The organism is Arsukibacterium sp., from assembly GCF_018402695.1.
Classification (GTDB): domain Bacteria; phylum Pseudomonadota; class Gammaproteobacteria; order Enterobacterales; family Alteromonadaceae; genus Alishewanella.
Map to the genome: position 1 here is coordinate 1 of NZ_JAGYIM010000025.1, position 14510 is coordinate 14510.

Here is a 14510-nt window from a genome sequence, read left to right on the forward strand (position 1 = left end):
AACGCCTTGCTCTTCATCATAAAATGCCCAGGGCGAGCCATCATTGACGGCTGTTGTGAGTGTTTTATTAGTGGCGAAAATCTTAAAGCGCAGCAACAGAGTTAATAATAAACTTATCCGCATTTTGAGCGCCGTATGGCATCAATAATGATTGTAATTCAAGTTGCCGTTTTAAGGTATGTTAATCATTGAACAGATGCTAAGCTAAAGTAATCAGGCAATATGCTTATTGTTTTCAGTGATCCAAGGTGAGCAATTGCAGGTACATATATCCCCAAAATTAAATGGAGGCAAAATGGAAATTATTCAGTTTGGTAGTAATGATATTGAAAACAAACTTGCAAAAATGTCAAAAGGCCAGCTTGATGACGTGGCATTTGGCGCTATTCAACTCGACGCTCAGGGCAAAATTTTAATGTATAACGCTGCAGAAGGCGATATTACCGGCCGTGATCCGAAATCGGTTGTGGGTAAAAGCTTTTTTACAGAAGTTGCGCCTTGCACAAATAGCAAAGAATTTAAAGGTCGTTTTGATGATGGTGTAAAAAATGGCAATTTGAATACCATGTTCGAATATACCTTTGATTACGAAATGAAACCCACCCGCGTAAAAGTCCACATGAAAAAAGCCATGGTTGGTGATTCTTACTGGGTGTTTGTTAAACGCCTGTAATGAGTGGTGCTACAACTACAGTTAGCTTATCTGCAGCTGCATTGGTACCCGTCATTGGCGCTTTAATAGCCGATGAACTGGTATTAATGCGCCGTGGCCAGCATAGTGATTCAAGTGTTGATTTATTAAAAGCGTTTAATTGGCAGGCAACAACGATTATTACCTTAGAGCATCGGAGCAAGGGTGCTGAACAGGAAATGATTGTTGATTCCCTTGAGTGGATGGCTATAGCCACGCGGGTGGCTACGTTTTTTCAGATGCACCAGAGCGGTATTGAAGATTATTTGCTGCGCGTGCACACGCTGGCTGAGTGGGCCGAGGTGGTGGCAAAAAGCCGTGAATTGGGTGCTACCGATATCTGCTTTGCCACATCAGGCTCAACCGGCACCCCTAAGCTTATCGTCCATCCATGGCGGTCTTTGTCGTCTGAAATTGTTTTTTTTCAGCAATATTTTCACTCATTCGCAAGGCCTCCAGCGCGCATTATTAGTCTGGTACCGGCACATCATATATATGGTTTTTTATTTAGTGTGATGCTGCCACAAGTTTTAGATATTCCTGTTATTCGGGGTTTTTCTGCTTACGCTACACTGTTAAATGCTACCTTGGCCGCAGGTGATTTGCTGATAACGATACCCGCTTTACTCCAGCAGTTTGAAAGACGTTTGTTAATGGCACCTGAAGGAGTAAGTTTGGTGTGCTCTACCGGACCAAGCCCTTCGGAGATTATGCAGCGTTTGCAACAGTCAGGCATCGTAACAACTGAAGTTTATGGCAGTTCTGAAACTGCGGGTATCGGTGTCAGAGCAGACCCTGGTAGTCACTACAAGCTGTTGCCGCGCTGGCAGAGACGCTCTGACCAACTGTTGTTCGATACATTGGCAAACGCTGATGTATCCTTGCCCGATAATTTGCAATGGCACGACAGCGAACATTTTGAACCATGCGGCCGCTTGGACTTAGCGGTGTCGGTAAAGGGGATAAACGTGTTCCCTGCTGAAATTGCCCGAAAGTTGGCTCAGCACCCACAGGTGCTGAATGCCAGAGTAAGGCCAATGTCTGAGCAAGGCAGTCGTGGTTTAAAGGCACTGCTTATTGTTGCAGCGCCTTTATCAGAAGAGAACGAGAGCAAGCTTATCCAGGATATAAAAAGTTGGGCACTTGAGCAGCTGTCAGCACCCGAGTTGCCGTTACATTATCATGTTACAACGGCTATCCCCCTTAGTGATATGGGCAAAGAGATTGACTGGCCATTGCAGGAAAACCAGATATGAAAAAAGCAGTACTATTTGGGGCAAAAAAACTGGCCATTGAAGACATCGTTGCTCTGTCGCAAAGACAGGCACTTGCTCAACTTTCAAGTGATAAAGCCTTTGTTGACAAAATTACATCTGGCGAGCAGTTTGTGCAGCGTTTATTGCACCAGCAAGGGAAAGTATACGGTGTCACCACCGGTTACGGCGACAGTTGTAACGTAGCCGTCCCGCACCACCTGACTGCGCAACTGGCTATAAATTTGACCCGTTTTCATGGCTGTGGCTTAGGTGAGCTGTTTTCACCAGCGCAAACCCGGGCTATTCTTGCTGTGCGCTTATGCTCTCTGGCACAGGGTTACTCAGGTGTCAGTATGGCCTTGTTAGAGTATCTGACATTAATGCTAAACGAAGACATGTTACCGCTGATACCGCAGGAGGGTAGCGTCGGTGCCAGTGGTGATCTCACCCCGTTGTCTTATGTTGCGGGCGCTCTGATAGGTGAGCGGGACGTGCTGTTGAAAGGGCAAAAAATGAGTGCCAAGGTAGCCTTTGCCAAGCTTGGTACTGTCCCTTACGTTTTAAAGCCGAAAGAGGCTTTGGCGTTAATGAATGGCACTGCCGTGATGACCGCCATTGCCTGCCTGGCCTGGCAAAGAGCGAATTACCTGAGTCGTTTGTCGGTTAAAGTGACCGCTCTGTGCGTTGCAGGGCTTGATGGCAATGCTTACCATTTCGATGAAGTACTGTTCTCTGTAAAGCCTCATGCCGGTCAACAGCAAGTTGCATCCTGGCTACGCGAAGATCTGCTGGAGCGCCAGGTTGCGGCAGATACTGCAAGGTTACAAGACCGCTACTCGCTGCGCTGCGCACCGCATATTATTGGGGTGCTGCGTGATACCTTACCGTTTCTGCGGCACACTATTGAGAATGAACTAAACAGCGCTAACGATAATCCGATTATCGATGGTTTGGGCGAACGGGTGCTGCATGGTGGCCATTTTTATGGCGGCCATATCGCGATGGCGATGGACACCTTAAAGACACTGGTCGCCAGTTTGGCTGATTTGCACGACAGGCAAATGGCTACCTTACTCGATAGCAATGCAAACAACGGTTTACCAGCTAATTTATCTGCTGCTCCCGCAGCTGAATTAAGTATTCATCATGGTTTTAAAGCCGTGCAAATTGGCTGCTCTGCCTGGGCGGCGGAAGCTTTAAAGCTTACGATGCCAGCCTCGGTATTTTCGCGCTCAACCGAGTGTCATAATCAGGATAAAGTGAGTATGGGCACCATTGCAGCCCGCGATGCAATGCGGATTATTGAGTTAACCGAGCAAGTGACCGTCGCGACCATGCTAGCCGCCTGGCAAGCTTGTCAGCTGCGGCGGCAGCAATCAGAAAATACTATGACTATCAGCGTAAACCTGAGCGATCTTTTGCAGCAAATCGGCGCCAAGTTTGCGTTATTAACAGTAGATAGGCCACTAGAGCAAGAGTTACGGTATTGGTTGGTTGCGGTAACAAATCAGCAGCTGCCGGTTTATAGTGGCGACTAGTTGTTTATCAGAATAGTTTAGCAATTGGTAATCTGGATTATCAGTCTCAACGTTTAACTGAAAATTCTTTTAGGATTATCTTATGTATTGCGCAGATTGTGAGTCGGTAGACGATTATTTTTTTGAACAGGTCACTTTTTTTTGGGTGTTTGTGCCAACCACCGAGACCTTTGGTAAGTTAGCCAAATTTTACGGCAGCCAACACTTTGAAGCTAAGCAGGAAAGTACCCATTGCATCTCTGCCAAGATACCTTCGGCAACGATAGAAAGCTTTCTAACTTCATTAAATGGGGTGCTGGAGCAGGCAGAGCTTGCAGGTACTAAAGTTACCACTACGGCAACCATGCAGCAGCCTGATATAGAGGCTACTGCACGCATTACCACCTTTGATGTATTAATTAATCGCTACAAAGCAAAGTGGCTGATTAACAGCATCGAGCAAGAGCGTTATGAAACCTGGTTTCAGCCAATTGTGCATGCCCCAACTGCACAGCAAACCCCGGTTATTTATTCGCACGAAGGCTTGTTTAGAATCCGTGATGATAATAACGCCATAGTGCCACCTCAGCTGGCTTTTATGCTAGCAGAGCAGTCCGACTTGCTATTTTCACTAGATTTAGTAGCCCGACGTTCTGCTGTTCAGCATTTTGCTGCTGCTAAGCTAAAGGGTAAGCTGTTTATAAATTTTGACCCGTCCAGCATTTACGACCCATCTTATTGTCTGCGCTCTACTGCCGCGTCTATTTACGAATTGGGATTAAAGCCAGCCGACATTGTGTTTGAAGTAACTGAAACTAACAAAGCGAGCGATTTGAATCATCTGAAAGGCATATTGGCGTTTTATCGCAACGCTGGGTTTCAGGTAGCAATGGACGATATTGGTTCAGGCTGGTCAGGTTTAAACTTGCTACAAAGAATCCGCCCGGACTATGTCAAAATAGATATGGAGCTGGTGCGGGATATACATGTTGATAGATTTAAGCAAAATATCGTATCGAGCTTAATCAATATCGCTAAAACTAATGGTATTACTACTATTGCTGAAGGTATTGAAGTCACGGCTGAAGCACAATGGCTAATTGATAATAAAGTCGACTTATTACAAGGGTATTTGTTCGGTAAACCGGCGCTGTATCAGCAGCAAGTTAGTCAGCAGCAGCTGAAAAACATCCAAGCCTCGGTTGCGCCATTAAAAGTAGCGGCTAACAGATTGTAGCCTGACAATTAATCAGCACAGCTTTAGTTTCTTGCTGCATTGGTTCAAAGTTTTATGCAATTAAAACCTCTAAGATAAACAAGTTTAGTCCGCCGCCTGACTTACCTTGTTACGCCCGGCTGCTTTTGCCCGGTACAACGCATCGTCCGCGCGCTGGATCAGACTGGCCGACGTATCGGTTGTGCGGCTTTGTGCTACGCCGATGCTGGCAGTGCATGGCGGTATACTGTCATTGGCTGTGGTATATTGCTGCAGCGAGAGGCGGATGCGTTCTGCCAGTTCAATAGCGCTGTTGATACTGGTGTCTGGTAAAATAATCAGGAATTCTTCACCCCCAATTCTACCGACGTAATCTGTTTTTCGAAGTTGCTGCAGGCAGCACGTTGCCGCGGTTTTCAGTGTTTGATCGCCAATCTGGTGACCGAAGGTGTCGTTAATGGCCTTAAAGTCGTCCAAATCCAGCATCATAATACATAGCGCCGCCTGCTGGCGGCTGGCACGTGACATTTCAACATCCAGCACCCGCATGGTCTCGCGGCGGTTAATCAGGTCAGTCAGCTCATCGGTGGTCGCCATTTTTTCCAGTTGTGCTGTGCGTTTTTTTACCTCGGTTTCCAGCCGCAGGTTTGATTCTGCCAGTTGCTGCTCAGCCAGGGTAAGCTCGTTAATTTTGGTTTGCATATTGCGTTTACTGGGAATACTGATTGCCTGAGGCAGCAGGTACCAGAGTGAAATGGCGGTGGCAATAGAAATTAAACCAGTGGCTGATTTAATAATGCCATGAATATAGTAATAGCCATGCCAGACATTAATGATGCCTAGCAAATGCGTCGCGCCACAGAAAAAGATAAAGCCGGCGAACATCAGAAACATCCAGTCAAAGCGCATATCGTCGCGCGCTCTGACCAGCCGCACCAGGCCTAAAGGGATAAGCATGTACGCGATAAACGTTAACATGTCACCGCCAACATGCAGGATCAGTAAATCGGTTCGCCACAGCAGACAATGGCCGTGCGGCATAAAATCGCCATTAAGTAATTCGTTAATAAAGTCCATTTTTGCGCTAAGCCTTGGCTTTTTTTAAGCTTAATCTTAGCTGACATTTACAGACAGTGTTGTGACAAAGGAAACAAAAAATGCCATGCCGGTTGGCGTAAGCCCGGACAACAGCAGAACAAGGCTTAAGTTGCAACAGCTTGGTATGCTGGAACTAATGAATTTCCTTGGCCAGCTTCAGCATCTGTGCACTTAAATGAAAACCGTTTTGCCGAGCCAGGGTAAGGTTAACCCGAAATGAGATCCGCTGTGGCTCGGCAATTAAGCCAAACATAGCGCCTTGTCGAAACAGCTCGGCTCCCTCCACAACGGTCAGACGGCCAGAGCTTTGCAGTAACGGTGACCAGCCAGTTTGTGAGGCGAGCTCTAAACTGAGAAACAACACGGTACACTTTGTCGCCTGCTCGGCATTTTCCAGCAAGACGGTTTGGGCCTGCTCCGGCAGCATAGTGGTCAGGGCTTTAAATACTTCGGCATCACCGGCAATGCAATAGATTTGCTGTACCGGCGGATTTACCGACCACTCGCTATACTGCACAAACCGGTATAATAACGCAGCTTTTAATGATGCCTGAGCCGACTGGGCGTGCAGCGCCGGCTGATATAACGCCGTTGCGGCTAGCAAAAGTGCTATCAGCAACCGGCTCATTACCGGAAATTCCAGTTAAGTGATAATTCGGTACTGCGCCCGGGTTGCCTTAAGATAGCGGCAGACGGCAGCGGGGCATCGACGTATGTTTTATCAAACACATTTTTCAGGCCTAGCACAATAGACAGCTGCGAGCTGGGTTGCCACGAAAGCAGCAGGTCGTGCCGGGCATAACCGGGCATCTGCCATGACGGGCTGGTGCGGGCCGATGCAGCGAACATGTGCCAGTTCAGATGGATATTTTCCTGCCAGAGCGGCTGGCTGAACTGTGTTTTAAATAAACGCTCTGGCGAATTGGTTAGTTCAATTTGATCAGTGTTATAACGGGCGCGTTGTATACTGAGAGAAAGTTGCAGCTTTGCGCCGGTTTGCCAGTCTTTTGCCGTAGTGGTTTCAAGGCCAAGCGCCTCGACCGAGCGGTCATTAAAAAACTGAACAATGGCACTTTCGCCAAAGTTGCCGGTTATCAGGTTACGGACCCGAGAGTGATAAAGGCTGGCACCAACAGACCAGCTATTGGCTAACTGAGCCTGCCAGTTTGCTTCTAATGTCCTGATTAACTCAGATTCGGGTACCGGAAGTTCATTATATAAGTTGGTTTTCTGCTCATACTCATTGGGTGCGCGAAATGCGGTACCATAACTGAGCCTGGCACTTTGTTTGTCATTAATTTGCCAAACCCAACCGAGTTTGGGACTGAACTCACGGACATCCTGTTTGGTGTAGTCATAGCGAAAGCCACTGATAAATTTATGCTTATCAGAAAGTTGCCAGCCATGTTGCAGATAAAGTCCGATCCGGTTGTTGTCACTGCTGGCACCCAGCAGCGGAATGTCATCGTCAATACTGAACCGGTAGCTCTGATGCTGATCGTGCTGGCCGTCAATTCCAAACAGCAGATGATGGGATGGGTCTGGCGTATAGCTTAATCGTAAGTCAAGATTGGTCCATTTACCGGTCACATCAAAATGGTAGCGGCGCACTTCTCCGGTAGGAAAAATAAATGGAGTGAAGGTTGTCAGATGAAACCCATTAGTCGATAAATGGGTGTATAACTCAGTTTGCTCCGTTAACCTGTGACCATGTTGCAGCGAGATAAAATAATTACGATTTTTTATTTTAAATATGTCGCTACGTGATGGGTCTTCTGCCAGCAGCATTGGCTCTTGTCGGGTTCTGGACACGCCGGCCATTTGTAATTGCAGCCGCCGATAGCGGTAACTGGCTGCCAGTTTGTGGTTTAAGTCTTCATTCAGGGTGCGCTGTGACGTCAGGATAGCTGGCGCATTAATATCGGCAACAGCAATATCGTCTTGCTGACTACGGCTTAAAGACAGCCAGCCTTCATGGCCACTGGCATGGCGAAGCCCATAAGACAGCGACAGGTCAAGCTGATCGTGCTGGTTAGCGGCCACTGCCAGCTGAGCCCCCTGCAGTTTGTTACCGCGCTTGGTAATAACGTTAACCACGCCCAGAAAAGCGTTATTACCATAGAGTGCCGACCCGCTGCCGGGGCTGTACTCCACCCGGTCAATTAGTTGTGGATCAATATAAAAATTATTGCCGATCATCCCTGCATCGTAAATATTGTCATTTACTCTGGTGCCATCGACCAGTAACAGGATGCGGGCATTATAATCGCCGGGCCTGCCTATCCCGCGGGCAGTCAGATAACCGTAACTGCTGTCAGAGCTGACGTACAATCCTGGGAAGAAGCTGAGAATTTGCTCCAGATTCCGCAGGCTGAAACGCCGGATCTGCTCATCGGTAACGATATAGGTGACTTGCGAAGACTCGCCTGCACTCTGGGCGTGGCGTGCCGAGGTCGACACTTCAATCAGTCTCGGATCGGTTGAGGTAGGCTGTTGCAGCAATTCTTCCAGGCTAGGCACCTGTTGTGCCTGCAACTGCATGCTAATAACGCACAACAGCAAAGATTTAATCAGCACGGTATATCTGATATGCATTTTTCCCCGCCCTTTTGGCCTGATACATGGCTTCATCGGCTAACTGCAGTAATGTGGCTGAGTCAGTGCTGTGCTGAGGGCACAGTGCCACGCCAATACTTAACGACACTGGCATTTGCGCATTTTTTACCCAGATCGGTTGGTTTATTTGCCGGAGTAGTCTGCTACACACCTGTTCGGCCAGTTGCGGTGTTACCTGCTTTGGCAGCAACAACGCAAACTCGTCACCCCCTAACCGGCACAAGGTATCGTCAGCTCTGATGGCAGCCTGGATCCTGGTGCTAACCTCTTTCAGCACGGCATCGCCGGCATCATGGCCATAATTGTCATTGACGAATTTGAAGTTATCAAGATCAATAAACATCAGTGCCGACATTGTATTATGGCTAATACTATTCAACACCATCTGATTAAGCAACTGACCAAAACTGTGTCTGTTTGGCAGTTGGGTCAGGCTATCATTGTGTGCCAGCTGCTCGAGCTCATCTCCGCGGGCCGCCTGTTGCTGCAGTTTACTGCTAAGCTCGGCCTGCCATATCTCAGCCCGCTTCAATAACTCATTAAAACGCTGAGTTAAGCTGCCTATTTCGTCATTGTCGATTACTGATGCTCGTAGCGAAAAGTTGCGTTCGCTTGCCACTTTTTCAGCTAGTGCTGATAACGCGACCAAAGGGGACAGAGCTTTACGCTGAATAGAAATTAACAGTCTGGCTGCCAACCAGTAAATGGCGATCATCAGCGCTGACATAATCAACAGGCCCCGCAGGAACCAGTTCATTAGCTGATGTAAATTTTCCCGCACGTACAACACACCTTCGGTTTTATCTCTTACCACCACTGGCACGGTCAGCGCAATTTCCAGTCCCTGATAGCGTCGTTCCGGCTCTGCGGATGCGGGCAATTGTTGCCAGGGCAGGGTTGGCACATCGGCTAAAGCAGCAAACAGCTCACCCCCGGCATCATACAGTGCCACGCCACTGAGATCGCGGTTTCTGGCCAGCAGTTCCAGATCATGTTCTGCGGCATCAGGGTCATTAAACACCAGCATGGCTGACACATTGCCGGCAAGCTGAATAGCGGCCAGTTCGGCCGCACTACCCTGCCGTTCGCGGGCAGTCAGCCAAAGCATTACAGCAATCAGCAGAAAACTGATCAGCATACTACCCAGTAACACAGTCAGGTTCTGCCGGGTCAGTTTACGAACCAGTGAATGGCGGGGTTTAGTGGGGCTTAACAAAGCCTCTTTGCTTGTCATGAAACAACTTATACTCTATTTCGCCGGATAAAACAGCACTACTTCAACTGATTATAGATGAGTTAGTTTATTTGAAAAGCACTCTCTACCATCATTACCAGGCGGTTACTATCAGAAAAACAGGCTGCTTTTACAAGTTTGTTTTACCATAACTTCAGTGCTTTACTTACTGGCAGGTGCAAGCGTAACCCGGCTTAAAAAACGAGGACAGGATGAGTATTACCAGCAAAAATCCGGAAGCTGCCTGTAATGTCGAGCAGGGCTGTGCGGCTATTGAACTGATAATAGCGCCGCGAGCGCATGATTTAGGTGGTTTTACCGTGCGGCGTAGCTTGCCTGTGCGCCAGCGTCGGAGTATTGGCCCCTGGATTTTTTTCGATGAAATGGGCGCTGCCGAGTTTGCTCCGGGGAATGGGGTCAACGTGCGGCCGCATCCGCATATTAACCTGGCGACGGTAACTTACCTGTTTGACGGTGAAATACTGCACCGTGACTCACTGGGCAGCTATCAGCCAATAACACCTGGTGATATTAACCTGATGGTAGCAGGTAAGGGGATTGTCCACTCAGAGCGAGAGCGGCCAGAGGTGACCAATAGTCTGCACCGGCTGCATGGTTTGCAGCTTTGGATGGCGCTGCCGGAAGCGGATGAAGAAACTGAACCGGCATTTTATCATTACCCGGCATCAGCTATCCCGGCCGGGGTCATTAATGACGTGCCGGTGCGGGTGTTAATTGGCTCTGCCTATGGCCTGAGTTCACCGGTGAAAACCTTCTACCAGACACTATATCTGGAGGCCTCCTTGCAGCCGGGGCAAAGCTTGTTATTACCCGATGCGCCTGAGCGTGGCCTGTATCTGGTGTCAGGCCAGCTTAAACTGCAGGAAAGCCAACTTGAGGCGCAACAACTGGCGGTGCTGGGGCCTGCCGCGGGGGTGACGATTACCGCTACGGTGCCGAGCCGGATTGCGCTGATAGGGGGTGAGGCTATCGCTACCCGCTATATGGAGTGGAATTTTGTTTCCAGCCGCAAAGCGCGGCTGGAACAGGCCAAGCTAGACTGGCAGCAGGGGCGTTTTCCTAAGGTACCCGGAGATGAAGAGGAATTTATCCCGCTCCCAAGCTAAAGGTATTACCTGTCAGGCGTAATGGCGGCCTTCCCGTACTTCTTCCAGTAGCTTTTTATTAAACGCTGGCAGGTCATCGGGGTTGCGGCTGGTGACCAGGCCGTTATACACCACAACCGGCTCGTCTACCCAATTGGCACCGGCATTTTTTAAGTCGGTGCTGATGCTGCCAAACGAGGTCACCTTCCGGCCTTTTAATACACCTGCTTCTGCCAGCAGCCAGGGACCATGACAAATAGCAGCAACTGGCTTATTAGCCGTGTCACTGAAAAAGCCCTGAATAAAGTTGATCGCTTGTTTATCCTGCCGAAGCGTATCCGGGTTAATTAAGCCACCCGGTAGCACCAGGCCGTCATAATATTCTGCTTTCACATCAGCCAGTACTTTATCAACCGTCACCTCTTCAGCCCAGTTTTTGCCAGACCAGCCAGTGATATTACCCGCTTGTGGTGACACGATATCGACCTGAGCACCAGCATTTAATAAAGCATTACGAGGCGAGGTCAGTTCGCTTTGTTCAAAGCCATTGGTGGCTAAAATGGCAACTTTTTTTCCGGCAAGGGGTTTTGGTTCATTCATAGTCTGTCTCCTGTTACGTTGTTAGCATTGCAAGGCCCGACAATGCTGTAAAAGTTATATCAGCATGTTGGTAAAAATTACCTGTTTCCCGGGTAACTACAGTTAGCTGTAAAACCCTGCAGGGTATTAAATATCTTCCAGCCGGTTGGCCCCGTACATCATTTGCTGAGCGTGTTCTTTTTCAAGATCACGAACTTCAGCCAGCATTTCCTGCATCTGCGGAGGGTGGCTGCGTTCAAATAGATTCTGGTACAGCAGAATAATCAGCTCATGCTGCTTTTCTACCTCGGTGATGATTTGGTTGGTGTCCATGGTTGTAAAAGCGTCGTCGCAGGCTGCTTCAGCCATCAGCGGATGTTTATCAATATGCTCTGTACACCAGGTATTCAGCGCTTTGTTTTCACCGACATCTTTAAAACCACGAACCCGGGTGGCCAGGTCCATTTCTTTATCAGCCAGGTAATTCAACAGTAACTGCGGGCGTTTATCTGAATGGGCTTTAGCGCTATCGGCAAAGCAGTTTGATAAATGCTGATGGTAGCCTGACGTCCAGTCGAGTAAATCGCGGAATGATTCAACTTTCATAATCTCTCCTGTCTGAAAATGCCAGCGGTGCCAACGGCGACCGTGTTTTTACCAGAGATTATGCAAGGATAAGACCAGCTGCCAGCGACTGCTCATATCTTTGTTATTATTGCGCTGAACTGTATTACGCTACGCTTTATTGCGAAGAAGCGCTAGACTTTGCCAGACTCGAACTGATTGCAATCTACCTTGAAGCCCTCGCCAGCCAGCCAGTCAAGCGCTGCCTGCTGCTCGGTGAACTCCTGTTGGCAGTAGGTTGCACTGGAAACCGGGTTCATTTTTGCCAGCTGGTACTGTTTTAACATATTTTCCCGGTATACTTTAGCGGTACACAGCAGTTTATTTGCCACCGACCAGTGGGCTAAATCCAGAATAACCGGCTCGACTTCCGGCGTTGCCAGAATCCAGTCATCCAGCAGCAAAATATGAGCCCACGGCTTGTGATAAACGTTGGCAGCCGCCTTTTTGAAACTGGCGCAATAGTCACGGGCGGTCATTACATCCCAGCCACCAGCGGCATAGGTAAAAATAACCTGACTGTCCTGACTGACAGTAAAATGGCCACGGTAACTCATAAACGATAACTCATAAAAGTACCTCAGGTTGCCAGGCAACATGCTGAGCTGAGTTATAGTTATAGACAACATTTAGCAATTTGAATATGTCAGTCATTGCTAAAGCAGCAAATTCAGGAGATATACAGATGAAAGTGCAAAGAAAATTGGCTTGTCTGCTGTGGCTATCAAGCGGACTGGCGTTTGCTCAGCTGCCGCAGCAACCTGTGCAGGTGCGGATGCCGGAAATGCTGGATATTGTAGCCAGCGAGGCCAAGCTGGAAGTACTGGCCGAGGGCTTTAGCTGGGCAGAGGGGCCGGTAGTCGAGCCAGGCAGCGGCGATGTGCTGTTTTCTGACGTACCGGCCAATAAAGTATACCGTTGGAACGAGACTATGGGGCTTTCCATGTATCTGACCCCGTCGGGGTACACCGGCCTATATCCGGATGATAATCCGCAACAGGGCGCTAACGGCATGATATTTAACCAGCAACATCAGTTGGTGCTGGCGCAGCATGGTGACCGGCGTCTGGCGCAGCTAGCAGGCATCAACGATGGCCAGCCGCAGTATCAAACGCTGGTAAATCATTATCAGGGCAAGTTATTTAACAGCCCGAATGATCTGGTGCAGCATAGCAGCGGCGCTTACTACTTTACCGACCCGCCTTATGGGTTAACGGGCGGCGATAAATCAAGTCAGAAGCAGTTGGCGGTGAATGCCGTATACCGGCTGGCACCGGATGGCACAGTCAGCCAGTTAGCCACCAACCTGCAGCGGCCAAATGGCCTGGCGTTTTCGCCTGATGAAAAGTGGCTGTATGTCGCTAATTCACAAAGCAGCGCGGCGCAGTGGTGGCGTTATCCGGTAACCGCAGATGGCAGCCTGGGGGCGGCGGAGCTGTTTTATGATGCCACAAGTTATACTAAAACAAGCCGTGGTTTACCCGACGGTTTAAAAGTGTTGCCGTCCGGTCATTTGCTCGCCACCGGCCCGGGCGGAGTATGGGTCTTTACCGCAGAGGGCATGCATTTAGGCACTATTGAAACGGGCTTAGCGGCCGCCAATGTTGCCCTGACGCCGGATAACCGCTATTTGTACATCACCGCCACGAACTATCTATTGCGGATTGAGTTGCAAGCCCGCTAAACCGGGCTTAGCGGAAATAACACCCAACCCAGGGCTTTTTGGGCGGCGGCATTAAATACCCGCAGCATAGCGTTAATAATGTCCTCTGCCAGCTGCAAGGTCACGATGGCCAGCGAGCGCAGGCGGGCTCTGGCGACCATCCGCTGGTCTTCCAGAAATAGCTTTGCACCATATTCGTCTATCTGGCCCAGCAACTTCTGCCGGGCAATATACTCAAGGTCTATTAAAATGCTGCGGGCAATGTTGTCTGCCAGTTCGCTGACAGCTGGCCAGCTATCTTTGGCAGCCTGTTTGGCGCTGGCCATGGCATCTGCCAGTACATCACCAATCTCAGTATTGTTCAGAGTAGTCATGGTAGCTCCGTTAACGTCCGACCTGGCGCAGTTTTGCCACTTCAGCTTGTTGCACTGCGACAATAAAGCGAATAAGAGATAAATGGCGGCGTGACCAGTCTGCCTGGGTCAGTACTTTGCCGGGTGCGGCCTCATGCTGGGCTTGCCAGGTCACTACCAGGCATTTTAAATCAACAAAGTTTTTTACCGTCAGTGAGCTGAATTCGGCCCGGACATCATCGGCGCTGTTGTCACAGTTTGACGGTAAGGCGTTGTCAATATAGCCGCTAACTTTGTTTTGCAGACGCTGGCCGGTTTCGTCAACCAGCTCGCTGTTTGCCAGGGCCCGGAGCAGCAAAATATTAGTATCAATCAGCAGTTCGGCGTACAGATTCTCCATATTGGCGATATGGCCGGGGTGGGTGCTATCTTCAGTAGTTGGTCGCTCAAGCGGGCTTTGCGATCTGCTATGTTCAATAATGGTGGCTGCATTGCGGTAAAACTGCTCGCTGCCGGTCAATAGTCTTTCATCGTATGGCTGCACCAGGGTAGCGGTG

15 protein-coding genes are annotated in these 14510 nt (G+C 49.1%); 6 read left to right on the forward strand and 9 right to left on the reverse strand.

What is annotated here, in order from left to right; genetic code table 11:
• The first annotated feature begins 295 nt into the window (after positions 1 to 295).
• The 4 genes from pyp to KG631_RS17995 all read left to right on the forward strand — a co-directional run bounded on the left by pyp (position 296) and on the right by KG631_RS17995 (position 4701).
• Positions 296 to 673, forward strand: a complete 378-nt coding sequence (pyp, locus tag KG631_RS17980) for a photoactive yellow protein (RefSeq protein ID WP_214001036.1) — start codon at positions 296 to 298, stop codon at positions 671 to 673.
• Positions 673 to 1947: an AMP-binding protein gene (locus KG631_RS17985; RefSeq protein WP_214001037.1), complete on the forward strand. Its 1275-nt coding sequence runs from the start codon at positions 673 to 675 to the stop codon at positions 1945 to 1947. The genes pyp and KG631_RS17985 overlap by 1 nt, the downstream gene beginning before the upstream one ends.
• Entirely contained in the window at positions 1944 to 3485 is a 1542-nt protein-coding gene (locus KG631_RS17990; protein ID WP_214001038.1) for an aromatic amino acid ammonia-lyase, read from the forward strand. The genes KG631_RS17985 and KG631_RS17990 overlap by 4 nt, the downstream gene beginning before the upstream one ends.
• Positions 3486 to 3567: 82 nt before the next feature.
• Positions 3568 to 4701, forward strand: coding sequence for an EAL domain-containing protein (locus KG631_RS17995; protein WP_214001039.1), 1134 nt, complete (start codon positions 3568 to 3570; stop codon positions 4699 to 4701).
• Positions 4702 to 4785: 84 nt separating this feature from the next.
• On the opposite strand, the gene KG631_RS18000 is transcribed toward KG631_RS17995, so the two are convergent.
• From KG631_RS18000 to KG631_RS18015, 4 genes are all read right to left on the reverse strand, one after another.
• On the reverse strand, positions 4786 to 5757 hold the full coding sequence (locus KG631_RS18000; RefSeq protein ID WP_214001040.1) for a GGDEF domain-containing protein: 972 nt from the start codon (positions 5755 to 5757) through the stop codon (positions 4786 to 4788).
• 154 nt (positions 5758 to 5911) lie between these two features.
• Positions 5912 to 6406, reverse strand: a complete 495-nt coding sequence (locus tag KG631_RS18005; RefSeq protein ID WP_214001041.1) for a YfiR family protein — start codon at positions 6404 to 6406, stop codon at positions 5912 to 5914.
• Positions 6406 to 8373, reverse strand: coding sequence for a TonB-dependent receptor (locus KG631_RS18010; RefSeq protein WP_214001042.1), 1968 nt, complete (start codon positions 8371 to 8373; stop codon positions 6406 to 6408). Before KG631_RS18010 ends, KG631_RS18005 begins: the two co-directional genes overlap by 1 nt.
• Positions 8345 to 9628 (reverse strand): sensor domain-containing diguanylate cyclase, encoded by a 1284-nt coding sequence (locus KG631_RS18015; RefSeq protein ID WP_214001043.1) that lies wholly within the window; start codon positions 9626 to 9628, stop codon positions 8345 to 8347. The genes KG631_RS18010 and KG631_RS18015 overlap by 29 nt, the downstream gene beginning before the upstream one ends.
• Positions 9629 to 9840: 212 nt before the next feature.
• On the opposite strand from KG631_RS18015, the gene KG631_RS18020 reads away from it, so the two are divergent.
• The gene (locus tag KG631_RS18020) at positions 9841 to 10755 is read left to right on the forward strand and encodes a pirin family protein (protein ID WP_214001044.1); all 915 of its coding nucleotides are present in this window, start codon (positions 9841 to 9843) and stop codon (positions 10753 to 10755) included.
• A 12-nt stretch (positions 10756 to 10767) separates the two neighbouring features.
• Here KG631_RS18020 and KG631_RS18025 read toward each other — a convergent pair whose 3' ends face one another.
• From KG631_RS18025 to KG631_RS18035, 3 genes are all read right to left on the reverse strand, one after another.
• The gene (locus KG631_RS18025; RefSeq protein WP_214001045.1) at positions 10768 to 11334 is read right to left on the reverse strand and encodes a type 1 glutamine amidotransferase domain-containing protein; all 567 of its coding nucleotides are present in this window, start codon (positions 11332 to 11334) and stop codon (positions 10768 to 10770) included.
• 126 nt (positions 11335 to 11460) lie between these two features.
• Positions 11461 to 11919 carry a hypothetical protein gene (locus KG631_RS18030; RefSeq protein WP_214001046.1) on the reverse strand — a complete coding sequence of 153 codons (459 nt, stop codon included), beginning with the start codon at positions 11917 to 11919 and terminating at the stop codon, positions 11461 to 11463.
• 152 nt (positions 11920 to 12071) lie between these two features.
• Positions 12072 to 12494, reverse strand: coding sequence for a hypothetical protein (locus KG631_RS18035; protein WP_214001047.1), 423 nt, complete (start codon positions 12492 to 12494; stop codon positions 12072 to 12074).
• Between the two features lie 128 nt (positions 12495 to 12622).
• On the opposite strand from KG631_RS18035, the gene KG631_RS18040 reads away from it, so the two are divergent.
• On the forward strand, positions 12623 to 13621 hold the full coding sequence (locus tag KG631_RS18040; protein WP_214001048.1) for an SMP-30/gluconolactonase/LRE family protein: 999 nt from the start codon (positions 12623 to 12625) through the stop codon (positions 13619 to 13621).
• Here the strand turns inward: KG631_RS18040 and KG631_RS18045 are convergent.
• Entirely contained in the window at positions 13618 to 13974 is a 357-nt protein-coding gene (locus tag KG631_RS18045) for a hypothetical protein (RefSeq protein WP_214001049.1), read from the reverse strand. The genes KG631_RS18040 and KG631_RS18045 overlap by 4 nt on opposite strands.
• Positions 13975 to 13984: 10 nt before the next feature.
• Positions 13985 to 14497, reverse strand: coding sequence for a hypothetical protein (locus KG631_RS18050; protein ID WP_214001050.1), 513 nt, complete (start codon positions 14495 to 14497; stop codon positions 13985 to 13987).
• Positions 14498 to 14510 lie beyond the last annotated feature (13 nt).